We start from the raw sequence: 16,616 nt of genomic DNA on the forward strand, positions 1-16,616 counted from the left end.
ATGCAAACACAGAAGACCAGATCATCGGACCGGTTATGAATCCGGTCCGATGATCTAGCTGACGGAGCGAATGATCTCGCGATAGGCGGCTTCCGGAAATGCCTTGAGCGTTTGCGTTCTCACATTGCCGTGCATTGCCAGTTGCAGGCAGAAGCGCGCCAGAACGGCATCGTCTGGTGCCTCGCAGACGATGACCATGTCGTATTTCCCCATCGTCATGAAGAAGGCCTTGAAGTCGCCGCCCATGTCGCGCAGCAGCTTCCTGGCCGTGTCGAGGCGGGTCGGCGAGTCCTTTACGTTGCGCGCGCCCTGGTCGGTCCAGTTGGTCAGCAGGATATAGGTCGTCATCACGCTTCTCCCTGGCTGGGCCCGGCCCATGCGTCGGAAGTGTCGTGTGCGGCGGCCCGATCGTCGCCGCTCGGTCTAGGACGGGATGTTTCGCCATCCGCCGGGCCTCTGGCGCCAGTGTAAAGCATCGACCCGAAAAGTGGATTGCGGTTTTCGGGACAGCCGATGCTCCAACGTGACCGTCAGCGGCGCTGCCGGCCGTCGCCGCCGACTATGGCGCGTCCCGGGCGAGGCTCCGGCGGGCGACCCCTCAACCACTCCCGGCAGGGTGAAGCAGCAATCCGTCCAGCATGGCATTAAAGGCCGCGATCGCCCGGTGAGAGGCGGCTTGCGGGTTCTCGGCATGGGCGATCCATTGTGCCGCATGTTGCGTCGCACCGGAGATCAGGCGGGCGGCCGCCTCGGGGTCGATCGCGAGCAGGATCCTGTCCGCGACAAGCGTCTCGAGGCTCGCCGTCATCGAACGGATGCAGGCGCTCTGCGTTGGCCAGTTCCAGGGATCGCCGAGGACGGCTGGCCCATCGCGTAGGACGATGCGCTGGATCTCCGGCTCCAGCGCCATCTCGATATAGGCGGTGCACTCGTCGCGGAAGCCGGCCCATTTATCTGCCGCACTGGCGGAGACGATGCGAAGGCGCTCGTTCATTTCGTCATCGATTTCGGAGATCACGGCCCTGAGCAGGCCCTTCTTGTCACCGAAGTGATGGTAGAGCGCCCCGCGTGTCAGTCCGACGGCGGCGGTCAGTTCATCCATCGAGGCGTCGGCATAGCCCACGGTGCCGAAGGCATGGCGCGCCGCACCGAGGAGCTTGGCCCGCGTCTCGGCGATCATCTCCGTGCGTGGTCTGCGAGCCATCCATGTTCCTTTCGCATACGCGGCGTATGTCAATTGACACGGGCCGGGTCGGCTCCTACTTCACTTTCATACGCTCCGTATRTAAGTGGTACAGAAACTTCTGGAAAGAGGCCCGTCATGGCCAACCCCTATCGCGAGATCTTCAGGGCTCCAGGCGCTATCGCGTTCTCGGCGACGGGCTTCATCGCGCGCATGCCGGTCTCGATGGTAACGCTCGGCGTCGTCACCATGCTGTCCCAGGCGCGCGGCGAATACTGGCTGGCAGGGGCGGTCGCGGCGACCTTCGCCTTGTCCAACGCACTGATCGCGCCTCAGCTCTCCAGGCTGGTCGATCGCTACGGGCAGCGTCGGCTGCTCATTCCCGCAACACTCGCAGCGATTGCGGCGCTATCGGGCCTGATGCTGTCGACCCGCTACGAAGCGCCCGTCTGGGCTCTTTTCGTCTTCGCCATGCTGTCAGGAACGATGCCGAGCATATCGGCGATGGTCAGGGCGCGCTGGACCGAGCTTTATCGCGATACGCCGAAGCTGCGGACCGCCTTCGCCTTCGAGTCGGTGGTCGACGAGGTCATCTACATGACCGGGCCGGTCATCGCGATCGGGCTGAGCGTATCCTTCTTTCCAGAGGCAGGGCCGCTCGCCGCGACGCTGCTGCTGACCGTCGGAACTGCGCTGTTCGTCGCGCAGCGGGCATCCGAACCGCCCGTGCATCCGCAGGGGGCGAGTGGCGGTGACTCGGTCATTCGCCTCGCGTCGGTGCGGATCATCGCCTTCATCCTGATTGCGATCGGCACGATCTTCGGAACGGCCGAGGTCACCGCCGTTGCCTTCGCCGAGGCGCAAGGGAACAAGGCTGCCGCCAGTTTCGTCCTGGCGAGCTATGCCGCGGGATCGCTGATCACGGGGATCGTGTTCGGCGCGCTCAGGCTGCGCATGTCGCTGGCCAGCCAGTTGCTGATTGCGATTGCGCTTGCAGCGGTGACCACGCTGCCTCTGCTCGCCGTCAACAGCATCGGCAGCCTTGCCGTCGTGGTGTTCCTGGCCGGCGCTGCCGTTTCGCCGACGATCATCGTCTCGATCGGCCTGATCGAGCGCCTCGTCCCGGCTGCGAAACTGACCGAGGGCATCACCTGGGCCATGACCGGCATCGGTATCGGCATGGCGGTGGGCTCTTCCGCCTCAGGCTGGGTCATCGACGGGTTTGGCGCGCGCAGTGGTTTCTGGATTTCGGTTGCCGCAGGCGGCGTTGCCCTCGCGACGGCCTTGCTTGGTTATCGCCGCCTGCATGGTGAGAAGCCGCAGCCCGTCCTGCGTGAGGCCGCAGCCTGTATCGGCCCTTAGGGGCAGAACGCCGAAAGGGGCAGAGCCTTCGCATCATTGTAGCCGCGCCGGAGCATCCGATCCGTGGGGCCTGCCATCATTGGCCTGCGTGAGCGCTCGTCGAAGAAGGAGGCGCGCAGAGCGCGCCTCCTGAACGATGCCCGACAGGGCTAGCCGTCGACGAGGGCGAGCGCGGCGTCGGTGTAGCGTTTGCCCGCCACGTCGGCCGGCGTGAGCGCTTCGCCTATGGCTGCTGTTTCGTCGGTGGTCAGGACGATGTCGGCCGCCGCCCTGTTCTGCTCCAGATGGGTCATCTTGCGCGCACCGGGGATCGGCACGATGAAGTCCCCCTGATGCAGCACCCAGGCCAGCGCAAGCTGCGCGGCGGTGACGTTCTTGCTCGCGGCCAGGCGTTCCAGCCGTTCGACGAGCGCCGCGTTGGCTTCCAACGCTTCGGCCTGGAAGCGTGGCAGGGTCCGGCGCCAGTCCTCGCTGCCCAACTCGTCGAGCGTCCGGATCGTGCCGGTGAGCAGGCCGCGGCCGAGCGGGCTGTAGGGCACGAACCCGATTCCGAGCTCACGGCAGACGGCGAGCACGCCGTCTTCAGGCTCGCGGCTCCACAACGAATATTCGCTCTGGACGGCCGCGATCGGATGCACCGCGTGCGCCCGGCGGATCGTCGAGGCATTGGCCTCGGACAGGCCGAGCGCTCGGACTTTGCCCTCGCGCACGAGATCGGCCATGGCGCCGACCGTATCCTCGATCGGCACATTCGGGTCGACGCGGTGCTGGTAATAGAGATCGATCACGTCGATCCCGAGCCGCTTGAGCGAGGCTTCCGCCACGGCCCTCACATGTTCCGGCCGGCTGTCGAGCCCCGCCATGCGCTCCGGTCCCTTGCCCTCTTCGAGGATCCTGAACCCGAACTTCGTGGCGATCACCACCTGGTCGCGCACAGGCCTGAGCGCCTTGCCCAGCAGGACCTCGTTCTCGAATGGGCCATAGACTTCGGCGGTGTCGAAGAGGGTCACTCCGATATCGACGGCGCGCCGCAAGGTGGCGATCGCGGCGCTCTCTTCCTGGCCACCATAGGCGAAGGTCATCCCCATGCAGCCGAGGCCGACGGGGAAGACTTCGAGTTCTTGACCAAGCTTGCGAGTTTGCATCACGGGCTCCTCTTTTGTGATCCGATACAGATGAGGCTTGCGCCACTGATCGATAATCACCTGGAGAAAGCACGGCCTGTTCGATAAAACAGATCAATGAACCGCGCTGATCTCCCGCATCTCGCCGTCCTGGCGGCCGTCGCCCGCAATCGGGGTTTCCGTGGCGCGGCACGCGAGCTCGGCATTGCGCCGTCCGCCGTCAGCCATGCCGTGTCGCTGCTGGAGGCCCGGCTCGGCGTGCGCTTGCTGGCGCGCAGTACGCGCAGCGTCGCTCCCACCGAGGCCGGGGCGCAGCTTCTGGAACGGCTGCTGCCGGCGATGTCGGAGATCGCCCTGGCGCTGGAAGTGGCAGCTGCCTCGCGCGACGAGCCCGCCGGCAATCTTCGCCTCACCGTGCCGCGCACCGCCGCTCATCTGGTACTGGCGCCGAAGCTCGGCGCCTTTGCCGCGGCCTATCCGGAAATCGTGCTCGAGATCGTCATTGACGACAGATTCGCTGATGTCGTCGCGGGCGGGTTCGATGCCGGGATCCGGCTCGGCGAGAGCCTGCAGCGCGACATGATCGCCGTTCGCATCGGGCCGCGCATGCGTGGCGTCGCGGTTGCGGCCCCGGCCTATTTCGCCGGGCGTGACATGCCGCTGACGCCGCACGAACTGCCCGGGCATCGCTGCATCCGCTTCCGCTTCGAAAGTGGCGTGATCTATCGCTGGGAGTTCGAGAAGGACGGTCTCGTCGTCGAACCCGAAGTCACGGGGCCGCTGATCCTGGGCGATGACCGGCTCGTCCTCCAGGCCGCGCTTGATGGTGCCGGCATCGCATTCCTCTTCGATGACTATGTCCGCGATGGGCTCGGGCAGGGCAGGCTGGTGTCTGTTCTGGAGGATTGGTGTCCACCCTTCGACGGGTTCTACGTGTATTATCCGAGCCGCCGGCAGATGCGCCCGGCGCTGCGGGCTTTCATCGACTTCTTCCGCGCTGATAAGGGGTAGCGCTGCCGCACGCTTCCGGGCCCGTTGGGCTCCCTTCCGATCATGACCACGAGGATTTCCGTGACGGGTTCTATTTCGGCCGTTCTGGTTCACGTCTCGGACGTGGTCGCGGGGCTCGCTTGGTATCGCAGCGCATTTCCCCGCGCCGTTCCGGCGACGAGCCAGCCTTCGGGATTCGCCTTTCTGCAGATTGGCGAGACGCAACTTGAAATCGTTCCGGATGACACGAAGGTGGCCAGCGGCGCTACCGGCTCGATTGTCTATTGGCGGGTGGAGGATTTCGAGCGATCGCTTGCCCATTTGCAGGCGGTCGGCGCGGTTCTCTATCGCGGGCCGCTGGCCATCGACGGTGATCTGTGGATGTGCCAGGTTCGCGATCCTTGGGGCAATTGCATCGGGATCAGAGGGCCTCGCGCCGAAAAGCTGGGCTGATCGGGATAAACCCGTTCCGGTTCGCCATGCGGCCTTTTAGGCATGAGTGGCGCCTGCACTTGCCAGCCCCGGGCTTTTCTGTCATATGCGCGCCCTTCGATCGCCCGGCTGATAAGGGCTGCCGTGGCGGTCGTTCTTTGCTTCCAGCAAGCAAAATCGAAGCGGCGCATCTCGCGCGTCCGCGACCATTGAGGAGCTGAAATGCCCAAGATCAAGACGAAGTCGAGCGCCAAAAAGCGCTTCAAGATCACCGGAACCGGCAAGGTGCTCTACGCCCAGGCCGGCAAGCGTCACGGCATGATCAAGCGGACCAACAAGCAGATCCGCAATCACCGCGGCACGGCAACCCTCTTCGAGGGCGATGCCGCCAACGTGAAAAAATACTTCCTGCCGAACGGCTGACGCCCTCTAACCTTTCCGGAGATCACACATGGCTCGCGTGAAACGGGGCGTAACGTCCCACGCCAAGCACAAGAAGACACTTAAGGCCGCCAAGGGTTTTTATGGCCGCCGCAAGAATACGATCCGCGCTGCCAAGGCGGCCGTCGATCGTTCGATGCAGTATGCCTATCGCGACCGCAAGAACCGGAAGCGCTCGTTCCGCGCGCTCTGGATCCAGCGCCTCAACGCTGCGGTGCGTGAGCATGACTTGACGTACTCGGTCTTCATTGGCGGTCTCGCCAAGGCCGGTATCGAGCTCGATCGCAAGACGCTGTCGGCGCTGGCCATCGACGACGCAGCCGCCTTCGCGGCCGTGGTCGAGACGGTGAAGGGTGCCCTCGGCGCGGAAGCCAAGGCCGCCTGAGTTTCGCCTCGGCGAAGTGAATTGGAAAAGGCCGGCAGCGATGCCGGCCTTTTTCGTTGTCAGCTCTGCATGCTGTCGTTTGCGGGAAGGACCCAGTTCTGGCCCGCACCGTCGACGACACGCTGGTAGGCTTCCTCCGGCGTATCGGCGTAGCAGAACAGCGAAAGATCTTCGGGGCGGATGAATTTTGCCGCGGCCATGGCATCGAGATTGAGCAGGTCACGCCAGAAGGCGCTGTCATAGAGCACGATCGGTACGGCCGGCATCTTGCCCGTCTGCTTCAGCGTCATGATCTCGAAGAGTTCGTCGAGCGTGCCGAATCCGCCGGGAAACACGACGAGCGCCGCGGCGCGCATTGCCAGGTGCATCTTCCGCATCGCGAAATAGTGGAAGCGGAAAGTCAGGTCCGGCGTTGACCACGGATTCGGCTCCTGCTCGTGCGGCAGGGTGATGTTGAAGCCGATCGAGAGCGCCCCCGCTTCCGTCGCACCGCGATTGGCTGCTTCCATGATGCCCGGCCCGCCGCCAGTGGCGATGACATGATGGCGCCCGCTCTCGCCGTCGATGAGCGCGCCGCCCCGCTCGGAGGCAATGCGGGCGAATTGCCGCGCCGCCTCGTACCAGCGGTCACCTTCCCGGACGCGGGCCGAGCCGAAGACGACAACGGTCGAGATGATGCCGCGCGCGCGTAAATGGTCCTCGGCCTTCTGGTATTCGAGCATGAAGCGCACGCCGCGTGTCGAATCGCCAAGGATGAAATCGGGGTCGAGCGCCGCCAGGCGGTACGAGGGGGAATTCTTCTGGGCCTGGCTGTCGGGCATGATGTCTGTCTCCATGATGCCACCTGCATAGCCGCATCCCGGCGGCACTGTCGCCTGCATCGCTGGCAGGGCTGCTCCGCCAGGCCCGGGACTTGTTCGGGCCAAGCACTTGTTCGGGCCAAGCAGGTGTTGAGGCCAAGCACGTGTTCAGCCGAGGTACTTGTTCAGGATCTCGGCGAGACGTGGCGCGCCGGCATTGTGCGGCAGCAGGGTCAGAAAGCGCCCCTCGCGGTCCATCAGATAGGTGAGGGAGCCGTGATCGACGGCGTACTCCGCGGCGCCATGATGCGGCAGCGTGAGCTTGCGGCGATGCACCTTGTAGGCGCGGGCGATCGCGGCAATCTCCGATTCGCTGCCGGTCAGTCCGATCAGGCGCGGATGGAGGGCTGTGACATAGGCTGCCATCGTGGCGGGCGTGTCATGGGCCGGATCGACCGTGACGAAGAGCGGCGCGAGCCGCTCGGCCTGCGGGCCGATGGCGTCGAGCGCTTGCGCGATGATCGCAAGATCGACCGGGCAGGTATCGGTGCAACGGGTGAAGCCGAAATAGACCAGCATGAACCGCCCGCGGAAATCCGTGTCGTTCACGCGCTTGCCGGTGTGGTCGATGAGCGTGAAAGGGCCGCCGAACCGGGTGGCGAGCGGGTCGATAGGGCTGGCGCCAGATGCAGGCGGTTGCTGCGAGAACGCGCCTGCGGCTGGCAGGATGGCGCCAAGGGCCAGCAGCACCCGCCGCGAGATCATTTCGGCCGAAGTCCCTTGATTCCGTAAGGGCCGTCTTCGGCGATGCTGCGGTTCGCTTCAGGATCGGCCCGCCACCATTCGGAGGCCTTGCCGTTGCGGGCCTCCCAGTCGGACTTGAAGCGTTCGGCCGGAATCCAGGGCTGCGAGGGGCCTTCGCGGACCGCCTGCACGAAGAATACTGTCACTGCCGGGTTGGCGATCAGCAGGCCATCGGCCTCGATCTCGCGGCCGCAATAACCGATCAGGTCCCGGACCGAGCCGGCAAAGTCGACGTTCGATTTCGCGACAAGCCGGAAGGTGCCGTCGGCCAGGACAAGGCCGAGCTGGCGCTTGCCGCTGCCGCAACCGGGCGTGCAACGGCCTGTGAGATGGCAGAGCGGATCGACGACCCGCCCCTTGAGGATTGTCGCAGTCTCGTACGGGATGTTCCAGGCTTCGGCCGCGCGCGCGGTTGTCACGGGGATGCCGGCGAGAAGCGCGGCCACACCCAGCATGTGCCGCAGCATTCGCATCGCTCAGTTCCCGAACGGCTGGATGCCGTGTTCTTCATGCGTCATGCTGATCACGCCCTTGTCGTCGGCGATCCTGTCGACGAGCAGGTACTTCACGCCGTCGCGCTCGAGCAGCTCGCCATCGACTGTGACCTCGTGTGTGGCCATTCGCGCAACACGCGGATTGGCGGCGCTCTCATCGTCGTCGCCGATCTTGAGAATGAGATAGAGATTGCCGGCCGGGTCGCGGATGTTGACCGGGATGCCGCCAAGCGCACACCAGATTGCGCATTGGTGGTGGGCTGTGCCCCTGGCGAACATCAGCCCGCTGATCGTGCACCAGGTATCGCTGATTTCCCCGGTGATCGTGACGCGCTGCCCGTCCTGTGCCCCTGCCGGAGCGGCGCTCAGCGTGACGATCAGGAATGCCAATGCGCGCCAGTGAGACAGGATTGTCATGGTGCTGCGCTCATTTCGGCCAAACAGGGTCTCTGCCGTCGCACCTGCGATGCTTTGCCAGCACGATTGCCCCTAGCATCGCTCAAGATGACACCCTAGAAGATGCCTCGCAATCGGACCAGATCAGGCATGAATGAGATCGATACCCTCAGCGATTCACTTCTTGGTGAGATCGCCGCTGCGCAGGACGAAGCCGCGCTCGAGCAGTTGCGCATCGCTGCGCTCGGCAAGTCGGGCTCGGTGTCCGCGCTGCTGAAGACGCTGGGCGCGATGACGCCGGACGAGCGCAAGGAAAAGGGCCCGCTGATCAACGGCCTGCGCGACAAGGTCCAGGGCGCCATCACCGAGCGCAAGGAGGCGTTGGGGCAGGCTGCGCTCGACGCGCGCCTTGCTGCCGAGCGGATCGATGTCTCCCTCCCGGTGCGCGAGGGGCCGGAGGCGCGCGGGCGCATCCACCCGATCAGCCAGGTCATCGACGAGATCACTACGATCTTTGGCGACATGGGCTTTTCGATCGCGGAAGGTCCCGATGTCGAAACCGACGATCTCAACTTCACCAAGCTGAACTTCCCCGTCGGCCACCCGGCGCGGGAGATGCACGACACCTTCTTCTTCGCGCCTGACGCCAATGGCGAGCGCAAGCTGCTGCGCACGCACACCTCCCCGGTGCAGGTGCGCACAATGATCTCGCAGGAGCCGCCGATCCGCGTCGTCTGCCCGGGCCGGACCTATCGTATGGATTCCGACCAGACCCACACCCCGATGTTCCATCAGGTCGAAGGTCTGGTGATCGACAAGAAGGCCAATTTTGGCCACATGAAATGGGTGCTCGAGGAGTTCTGCAAGGCGTTCTTCGAGGTCGATAGCGTCAAGATGCGCTTCCGCCCCTCCTTCTTCCCCTTCACCGAACCGTCGGCCGAAGTGGACATCCAGTGTTCGCGCAAGGGCGGCGAGATCCGCTTCGGCGAAGGCGACGACTGGCTGGAGATTCTCGGCTGCGGCATGGTGCACCCGAACGTGCTGCGTAATTGCGGCCTCGATCCCGATGTCTATCAGGGCTTCGCCTGGGGCATGGGCATCGACCGTATCGCCATGCTGAAATACGGCATGCCGGACCTGCGCCCCTTCTTCGAGGCCGATATTCGCTGGCTCTCCCATTACGGCTTCCGCCCACTCGACCTGCCGACCCTGACTGGCGGCCTGACGTCGTGAGGGAGCCGGTCGTGCAGGGGAGGGCGGGATGACAGTCGCAGCAGGAGCAGGATTGTTCGCGGTGCTTGCCGTCGCGCTCAACCTGCTGTGCCTCGCGATCGCCTATTTCCGCCTGCGCCACCGCGCTTTGGGCTCGGCCTTGCTCGACCAGTGCCCGGCCGTCACGATCGTGCGGCCGGTGCGCGGTCTCGAGGCGTTCAGCCGCGAGACGTTGAGCTCGGGGCTGGTGCTCGACTACCCCCGCTACAGGACGATCTTCTGCGTTGCCGATGGCGACGACCCTATCGTGCCGCTGATCGAGGATCTGATCAGGCGCTTCGGCGACGACCGCGTGCGGCTGATCGTCGGCGATGTCGCCGTCAGCGCCAATCCGAAGCTCAATAACTGCGTCAAGGGCTGGGACGCGGCGGACACGGACTGGGTCATTCTCGCCGATTCCAACGTGCTGATGCCGAAGGACTATATCCAGCGGATGCTGACGGCGTGGCGGCCCACGACCGGGCTCGTCTGCTCGACACCGGCCGGTTCGCGCCCGCAGGGCTTCTGCGCCGAACTCGAATGCGCCTTCCTGAATACCTTCCAGGCGCGCTGGCAATATGCCGGCGAGGCTCTCGGCTTCGGCTTCGCGCAGGGCAAGTCGATGCTCTGGAACAAGCCCTTTCTCGACTCCAATGGCGGCATTGCAGCGTTGGGGGCGGAGATCGCCGAAGATGCAGCGGCGACGAAGCTGGTGCGCCGGGCCGGCAAGCATGTCCATCTCGTCGGCCAGCCCTTCGAGCAGCCCCTGGGCGAGCGCAGCCTGCGCGATGTGGTGCAGCGCCAGTTCCGCTGGGCCAGGCTGCGCCGGGTGACGTTCCTGCCATTCTTTGCACCGGAGATCCTGTCGGGACCGCTGCTGCCAGTGCTGGCGGCCGTTGTTGCGGCGCCAGATTTTGGGCTGCCGGCCTGGGCCGCGCTATGCGTCGTGCTGCTGCCCTGGTACGCGGGCGAGATGCTTCTGGCCTATGGCGTTGGCTGGTACCTGTCGTGGCGGCTGCCTTTCGCCTTCCTGGTGCGCGATATCGTCTTCCCGGGGATCTGGGCCTATKCCTTCGTCGCGGGCGAGGTGACGTGGCGCGGCAACGCGATGAAGATCAGGACCGATGGCGAGGACCGGTTGAACGATGGCCAGTCCCAGCTGTCGCCGGTTTCGGCGCGACGGGACGGGGCGACGTGACCATGGGCACGACCACGATCCCCGAGCGCTACCGGGGCTGCCCGAGCTTCTCCTTTGGCGACAGCCCGGAGCTGGCCTCCGAACTGGCCGCGCTCGTCGTCAGCGGCCGCAAGCGGGCGACGGTGAACACGCCCGATGATCCCGACTGCCCGGAGGTCGGCCAGATGTGGATCGTCCTCGACGGCGGCAAGCGACCTGTCTGCGTCATCGAGACGCTCGAACTGACGACGCGGCGGTTCGACGAGATCGATGCCGAATTCGCCTTCGAGGAAGGCGAGGACGACCGTACTCTGGCCTCATGGCGCCAAGCCCATGAAGCCTATTTCCGACGCCTCGGCGTCTTCAGTCCCGACATGACCTTGATTTGCGAACGCTTCCGTCTGGTGGAAGTGCTCGCTCCGATGGACCCACACGCATGAAATTCACGCTCTCCTGGCTCAAAGACCATCTCGACACCACCGATACGGTCGACACCATCACCGAGACCCTGACGCGTGTCGGGCTCGAGGTCGAAGGCGTCGAGGACAGGGCGAAGGCGCTCCAGGCCTTCACCATCGCCTATGTGATCGAGGCCAAGCAGCACCCGAATGCCGACCGGCTGCGCGTCTGCCAGGTCGACATCGGCACCGGCGAGCCCGTGCAGGTCGTCTGCGGCGCGCCCAATGCCCGCACCGGCATGAAGGGGGTGTTCTCGCCGCCGGGCAGCTACATTCCCGGCAAGGACATCACCCTCGGCAAGGGCGTCATTCGTGGCGTCGAGTCGAACGGCATGCTGGTCTCGGAGGCCGAGCTCCAGCTCTCCGAGGATCATGACGGCATTATCGAATTGCCGGAGGATGCTCCGGTCGGAATGCCCTACGCGACCTATGCCAAGCTCGACGACGCCACGATCGAGATCGCGGTCACGCCAAACCGGGCCGACGCGCTCGGCGTCAGCGGTGTCGCGCGCGATCTTGCCGCCGCGGGTCTCGGGACGCTGAGGATACCGTCGATCCAGCCGGTGCGCGGCTCGTTCCCGTGCCCGGTCAAGGTCACGCTCGACTTCGCGCCGCAGGACAAGAAGCTCTGCCCGGCCTTCGCCTTGCGCCTGATCCGCGGCGTGAAGAACGGTCCGTCACCGGAGTGGTTGCAGGCCCGCCTGCGCGCCATCGGCTTGCGGCCGATCAATACGCTCGTCGACATCACCAATTTCATGACCTTCGACCGCAACCGGCCGCTTCACGTCTTCGACGCGGCCAAGGTCAGGGGAGATCTCACGGTGCGCCGGGCCAAGGCGGGCGAGGAGATTCTCGCGCTCGACGGACGCATCTACAAGCTKAGCGACGAACAGGTGGTGATCTGCGATGCGCATGGCGTCGAATCGCTCGCCGGCATTATGGGTGGCGAGGCTTCGGGCTGCGACGAGAACACGGTCGATGTCCTGGTCGAGAGCGCGCTCTGGGACCCGCTCAACATCGCCCGTTCGGGCCGAGCACTCGGCATCAACTCGGATGCGCGCTATCGTTTCGAGCGCGGTGTCGATCCGGATTTCTGCAGGCCGGGCCTCGATCTCGCGACAGTGATGATCATCGACCTCTGCGGCGGCGAAGCTTCCGAAATGGTGTTCGAGGGCGAGCTTCCGGAGTCGCGCCCCGCGATCGATTTCCCGTGGTCGGAAGTGAAGCGTCTGACTGGGCTCGATCTGCCGCAGGTCGAGATGAAGCTCGCGCTGACCTCGCTCGGTTTCCATGTCTCGGGTGCGGGCGAGCGGGTGAAGGTCGCGGCGCCGTCCTGGCGCGGCGATGTCGAGGGCAAGGCCGATCTGGTCGAGGAGATCCTGCGCATTGCCGGGCTCGACCGCGTGGCCTCCACGCCGCTGCCGCGCATCAAGGCAGAGGTGGTGAAGCCGGTTCTCACCGTGCTGCAGAAGCGCACCCGCGCCGCCAAGCGTCTGCTTGCCAGCCGTGGCCTGGTCGAGGCCGTGACCTGGTCCTTCATCTCGCATGAAGCGGCCACGCTCTTCGGCGGCGGCTCGCCCAAGCTGGTTCTGGCCAATCCGATCGCCGCCGATCTCTCCGACATGCGGCCCTCGCTGCTGCCGGGGCTGATCCGTTCGGCCCAGGCCAATGCGGCGCGCGGCTTCGGCGATGTCGCATTGTTCGAGGTCGGGCAGGTCTTCTTCAGCGATGAGCCCGAAGGCCAGGTGATCGCGGCCGCCGGCTTGCGCCGCGGCACGGCCCGGCTCGAGGGTGTCGGCCGTCATTGGGACGGTGCGGCCGAGCCTGTCGATGCCTTCGATGCCAAGGCCGACGTCATGGCCCTGCTCTCCGGTCTCGGAATCCCCGTCGGCGGCTTGCAGGTCGTGGCCGGTGGCCCTGCCTGGGCTCATCCGGGGCGGTCGGCGACATTGCAGTTCGGGCCGAAGGGCGTCATCGGCGCCTTCGGGGAAGTCCATCCCAAGATCCTCAAGGCACTGGACGTGAAGGGGCCGCTCGTGGCCTTCGAGATCCATCTCGACGCCCTGCCTTTGCCGAAGGCCAGGCCGACCAAGGTCAAGCCGAAATTGAGCCTCTCCGGCTTCCAGCCGCTGACGCGCGATTTCGCCTTCATCGTCGATGCCAAGGTTGCGGCGGGTGACATGATGCGCACGGCGCAGAATGCCGAGCGCAGCCTGATCTCCGATGTCACGGTGTTCGATCTCTATGAGGGGCCGGGCGTCGAGGCAGGCAAGAAATCCGTGGCGCTTGCCGTCACGCTCCAGCCTGCCGAGAAGACGCTGACCGATGTCGAGATCGATGCCGTCGGCAGCAAGATCGTCGCCGAGATGACCAAGCGCTACGGCGCGACTCTGCGGAGCTGATCCTCAGGCCGGGAGCACGGTTCCTCGGAGCCGACATGCGGGAAGGCGGGAGCGACACTGGGCGCGCCCGCCTTTTGCCTATCTGGCAGGCCTGTCATCGGGCTGTCTCGGGGCAGAGCGTTGGTGCACCTGTGGGGCGATCGGCCAGTGCCGCGTTATTGATCCAGATTGTGTAATAATCCGCCCGCGCAATCCGTGAACAATCGCGCTATCGGCTGCGGATCGTTTCAACGCGCCCTGGCTGTATGACCATCTCCGAATGTCCCGTTGCGGACAGCCTTTTCCCTGGCTTTCGCCTGCTCGACGTTCAGACGTCGGGTGCGCGAATTCGCGTGCGGACGGGCGGGGAGGGGCCAGCCTTGCTGCTGCTGCACGGTTATCCGCAGACGCATGCGCTTTGGCACAAGGTCGCGGACCGGCTGAAGCGGCGTTTTACCCTAGTGTGTGCAGATCTGCGTGGCTATGGCGACAGCGAGAAGCCTGTCTCCGATGCCGCTCATCTTGTCTATTCCAAGCGTGCGATGGCGCAGGACATGGTCGAGGTCATGGCTGCGCTTGGACATGATCGGTTTGCCGTTGGGGCGCATGATCGCGGCGCGCGCGTGGCCCATCGCTTGGCGCTCGACCACGCAGGCCGTGTGACGAGGCTCGCCACGCTCGACATCGCGCCCACGCGCGAGATGTATGCCAATACCACCGACGCCTTCGCGCGTGCCTATTGGCACTGGTTCTTCCTGATCCAGCCCGCGCCCTTTCCCGAGCGCATGATCGGTGCTGATTCCAAGGCCTATTGGCTGAAGAAATGCGGCTCGGGCTCCGCCGGTCTGACCCCTTTCGCGCCTGAGGCGCTTGAACACTACCTGCGCTGCTTCGCCGATCCGGCGACGATTCACGCGAGCTGCGAGGATTATCGCGCGGCTGCGACCATCGACCTCCGTCATGACGACGAGGATGGTGGCCGCAAGCTTGAGCAGCCCCTGCTGGCGCTTTGGGGCGAGCAGGGCGTGATCGGGCGCTGCTTCGATCCCCTAGCGCTCTGGCGCCAGCGTGCACAGAATGTCCAAGGCCGGCCCTTGCCCGGTGGCCATTATTTGGCGGAGGAGATCCCCGATCTCGTCGCCGCCGAATTCACGGCTTTCTTCGGAGAAGACACATGACCGGAACCAATCGCGTCTACCGCATCGCTGTGATCGCCGGCGACGGCATCGGCAAGGAGGTCATGCCCGAAGGTCTGCGGGTGCTCGAAGCGGCGTCGAAGAAGTTCGGCTTCGAGCTGCGCTGCGACAGCTTCGATTTCTCCTCCTGCGACTACTACGCAAAGCACGGCAAGATGCTGCCCGACGACTGGAAGGACCAGATCGGTGGGCATGACGCGATCTATTTCGGTGCTGTCGGCATGCCGGCGCAGGTGCCGGACCACATCTCGCTCTGGGGCTCGCTGCTGCTGTTCCGGCGTGAATTCGACCAGTATGTCAATCTCCGCCCCGTGCGGCTGATGCCCGGCGTGCCTGGCCCGCTGGCCAACCGCAAGCCGGGCGATATCGATTTCTTTGTCGTGCGCGAGAACACCGAGGGCGAGTACTCCTCTGTCGGTGGGCGCATGTATGCCGGCACCGAGCGCGAGATCGTGCTACAGGAGACGGTGATGAGCCGCGTCGGCGTCGACCGCGTGCTGAAATACGCCTTCGAGCTCGCCCAGCGCCGGCCGCGCAAGAAGCTGACTTCGGCCACCAAGTCGAACGGCATCTCGATCACCATGCCCTATTGGGACGAGCGGGTGAAGGAGATGGCCAAGAACTATCCGGATATCGCGGTCGATCAGTACCATATCGACATCCTCACCGCGCATTTCGTGCTGAATCCCGACCGTTTCGACGTCGTGGTCGCCTCCAACCTGTTCGGTGACATCCTGTCCGATCTCGGGCCGGCCTGCACCGGCACGATCGGCATCGCGCCGTCGGGGAACATCAACCCGACCCGTGAATTCCCTTCGCTGTTCGAACCCGTTCACGGCTCGGCGCCCGACATTGCCGGCCAGGGCATCGCGAATCCCGTCGGCCAGATCTGGTCAGGCGCGATGATGCTCGACCATCTCGGCGAGCGTGAGGCCGCAAAGGCCATCGAGGCCGCGATCGAGCGTGCCCTTGGAGACGCCCGGACCCGCACGCGCGATCTCGGCGGAACCTTGAGCACCGAGGCTGCGGGCAGAGCAGTCGAGCAGGCACTGGGCTGAGCAAGAAGGGCGCGACTCCAGCCAGGGTATTGGCTAGAAAGCGATCATATTCCGCGAGAGGCTGCTTCATCCATGGATTTCACCGCTGCTTCGCTGGCCGATCCCCTCCTCTGGGGCAAGCTCTTCGAAATCATCGTGCTGAACATCGTGCTGTCGGGCGACAACGCGGTTGTGATCGCGCTCGCCTGTCGGGCGCTGGCACCGGCGCAACGCACCAAGGGCATTGCGCTTGGTGCCATTGTCGCCGTGCTGCTGCGGGTCGTGTTCACGGTCGTGGTGGCCTCGCTCCTGAGCGCGCCTTTCCTGCGCATCGCCGGGGCGGTGCTGCTGTTCTGGATCGCCGTGAAGCTGGTTCTGGAGGATGGCGAGGGTGACGACGACGCCATCGCCGCCAGCAGCAAGCTCTGGAAGGCCGTTCAGACGGTTGCGATCGCCGATATCGTCATGAGCCTCGACAATGTCCTGGCGATCGCTGCGGTCGCCAAGGACTCGATTCCGCTCCTGGTGGCGGGGCTGGTGATCTCTATCCCGTTGATCGTCGTCGGGGCCTCTCTCATCACCCGCCTGCTGGCCCAGTTCCCGCTCCTGGTTTGGGCGGGGGCGGGGCTGCTCGGCTGGGTCGCGGGCGAGATGCTCGATAGCGACCCCTGGTTCGCATCGCAATTTGGTGCAGCAGTGATGCAC

At 65.0% G+C, this 16,616-nt stretch carries 19 protein-coding genes; 12 read left to right on the forward strand and 7 right to left on the reverse strand.

The window, feature by feature from the left end; all coding sequences use genetic code 11:
- Positions 1–54: 54 nt before the first annotated feature.
- Together AC1DRP_RS24120 and AC1DRP_RS24125 are read right to left on the reverse strand one after the other, a co-directional pair.
- On the reverse strand, positions 55–348 hold the full coding sequence (locus AC1DRP_RS24120) for a GYD domain-containing protein (RefSeq protein ID WP_441488959.1): 294 nt from the start codon (positions 346–348) through the stop codon (positions 55–57).
- A gap of 250 nt (positions 349–598) precedes the next feature.
- On the reverse strand, positions 599–1,204 hold the full coding sequence (locus AC1DRP_RS24125; RefSeq protein WP_441506482.1) for a TetR/AcrR family transcriptional regulator: 606 nt from the start codon (positions 1,202–1,204) through the stop codon (positions 599–601).
- Between the two features lie 117 nt (positions 1,205–1,321).
- On the opposite strand from AC1DRP_RS24125, the gene AC1DRP_RS24130 reads away from it, so the two are divergent.
- Positions 1,322–2,545 carry an MFS transporter gene (locus AC1DRP_RS24130; protein ID WP_441506483.1) on the forward strand — a complete coding sequence of 408 codons (1,224 nt, stop codon included), beginning with the start codon at positions 1,322–1,324 and terminating at the stop codon, positions 2,543–2,545.
- 149 nt (positions 2,546–2,694) lie between these two features.
- Here AC1DRP_RS24130 and AC1DRP_RS24135 read toward each other — a convergent pair whose 3' ends face one another.
- Positions 2,695–3,690: an aldo/keto reductase gene (locus tag AC1DRP_RS24135; protein ID WP_441506484.1), complete on the reverse strand. Its 996-nt coding sequence runs from the start codon at positions 3,688–3,690 to the stop codon at positions 2,695–2,697.
- Between the two features lie 96 nt (positions 3,691–3,786).
- On the opposite strand from AC1DRP_RS24135, the gene AC1DRP_RS24140 reads away from it, so the two are divergent.
- The 4 genes from AC1DRP_RS24140 (at position 3,787) to rplT (ending at position 5,917) form a co-directional block, all read left to right on the forward strand.
- Positions 3,787–4,680, forward strand: coding sequence for a LysR family transcriptional regulator (locus tag AC1DRP_RS24140; RefSeq protein ID WP_441506485.1), 894 nt, complete (start codon positions 3,787–3,789; stop codon positions 4,678–4,680).
- A gap of 102 nt (positions 4,681–4,782) precedes the next feature.
- Positions 4,783–5,112, forward strand: a complete 330-nt coding sequence (locus AC1DRP_RS24145) for a VOC family protein (protein ID WP_476769747.1) — start codon at positions 4,783–4,785, stop codon at positions 5,110–5,112.
- Positions 5,113–5,313: 201 nt separating this feature from the next.
- Positions 5,314–5,514: a 50S ribosomal protein L35 gene (gene rpmI / locus AC1DRP_RS24150; RefSeq protein ID WP_043233081.1), complete on the forward strand. Its 201-nt coding sequence runs from the start codon at positions 5,314–5,316 to the stop codon at positions 5,512–5,514.
- A gap of 28 nt (positions 5,515–5,542) precedes the next feature.
- Positions 5,543–5,917 (forward strand): 50S ribosomal protein L20, encoded by a 375-nt coding sequence (gene rplT, locus AC1DRP_RS24155; protein ID WP_043233082.1) that lies wholly within the window; start codon positions 5,543–5,545, stop codon positions 5,915–5,917.
- A gap of 59 nt (positions 5,918–5,976) precedes the next feature.
- Here rplT and AC1DRP_RS24160 read toward each other — a convergent pair whose 3' ends face one another.
- From AC1DRP_RS24160 to AC1DRP_RS24175, 4 genes are all read right to left on the reverse strand, one after another.
- Entirely contained in the window at positions 5,977–6,738 is a 762-nt protein-coding gene (locus tag AC1DRP_RS24160) for an LOG family protein (RefSeq protein ID WP_441506487.1), read from the reverse strand.
- Between the two features lie 147 nt (positions 6,739–6,885).
- Entirely contained in the window at positions 6,886–7,482 is a 597-nt protein-coding gene (locus tag AC1DRP_RS24165) for an SCO family protein (protein WP_441506488.1), read from the reverse strand.
- Positions 7,479–7,994: a hypothetical protein gene (locus tag AC1DRP_RS24170; protein WP_476769748.1), complete on the reverse strand. Its 516-nt coding sequence runs from the start codon at positions 7,992–7,994 to the stop codon at positions 7,479–7,481. The genes AC1DRP_RS24165 and AC1DRP_RS24170 overlap by 4 nt, the downstream gene beginning before the upstream one ends.
- A 3-nt stretch (positions 7,995–7,997) precedes the next feature.
- The gene (locus AC1DRP_RS24175; RefSeq protein ID WP_441506490.1) at positions 7,998–8,432 is read right to left on the reverse strand and encodes a hypothetical protein; all 435 of its coding nucleotides are present in this window, start codon (positions 8,430–8,432) and stop codon (positions 7,998–8,000) included.
- Between the two features lie 129 nt (positions 8,433–8,561).
- Between AC1DRP_RS24175 and pheS the strand changes: the two genes are divergently transcribed.
- The 7 genes from pheS to AC1DRP_RS24210 form a co-directional block, all read left to right on the forward strand.
- Positions 8,562–9,644, forward strand: a complete 1,083-nt coding sequence (gene pheS, locus AC1DRP_RS24180) for a phenylalanine--tRNA ligase subunit alpha (protein WP_476769749.1) — start codon at positions 8,562–8,564, stop codon at positions 9,642–9,644.
- Positions 9,645–9,672: 28 nt separating this feature from the next.
- On the forward strand, positions 9,673–10,860 hold the full coding sequence (locus AC1DRP_RS24185; protein WP_476769750.1) for a ceramide glucosyltransferase: 1,188 nt from the start codon (positions 9,673–9,675) through the stop codon (positions 10,858–10,860).
- A 2-nt stretch (positions 10,861–10,862) separates the two neighbouring features.
- Positions 10,863–11,279 (forward strand): ASCH domain-containing protein, encoded by a 417-nt coding sequence (locus AC1DRP_RS24190; RefSeq protein WP_441506556.1) that lies wholly within the window; start codon positions 10,863–10,865, stop codon positions 11,277–11,279.
- Positions 11,276–13,699: a phenylalanine--tRNA ligase subunit beta gene (gene pheT / locus AC1DRP_RS24195; RefSeq protein ID WP_476769751.1), complete on the forward strand. Its 2,424-nt coding sequence runs from the start codon at positions 11,276–11,278 to the stop codon at positions 13,697–13,699. The genes AC1DRP_RS24190 and pheT overlap by 4 nt, the downstream gene beginning before the upstream one ends.
- A 359-nt stretch (positions 13,700–14,058) precedes the next feature.
- The gene (locus AC1DRP_RS24200; protein ID WP_441506494.1) at positions 14,059–14,856 is read left to right on the forward strand and encodes an alpha/beta fold hydrolase; all 798 of its coding nucleotides are present in this window, start codon (positions 14,059–14,061) and stop codon (positions 14,854–14,856) included.
- Positions 14,853–15,932, forward strand: a complete 1,080-nt coding sequence (locus AC1DRP_RS24205; protein ID WP_069877427.1) for a tartrate dehydrogenase — start codon at positions 14,853–14,855, stop codon at positions 15,930–15,932. The genes AC1DRP_RS24200 and AC1DRP_RS24205 overlap by 4 nt, the downstream gene beginning before the upstream one ends.
- 72 nt (positions 15,933–16,004) lie before the next feature.
- Positions 16,005–16,616: TerC family protein (locus tag AC1DRP_RS24210; RefSeq protein ID WP_476769752.1), on the forward strand; the 612-nt coding region annotated here is incomplete at its 3' end.

The organism is Allobosea sp. 01N443 (assembly GCF_056399325.1).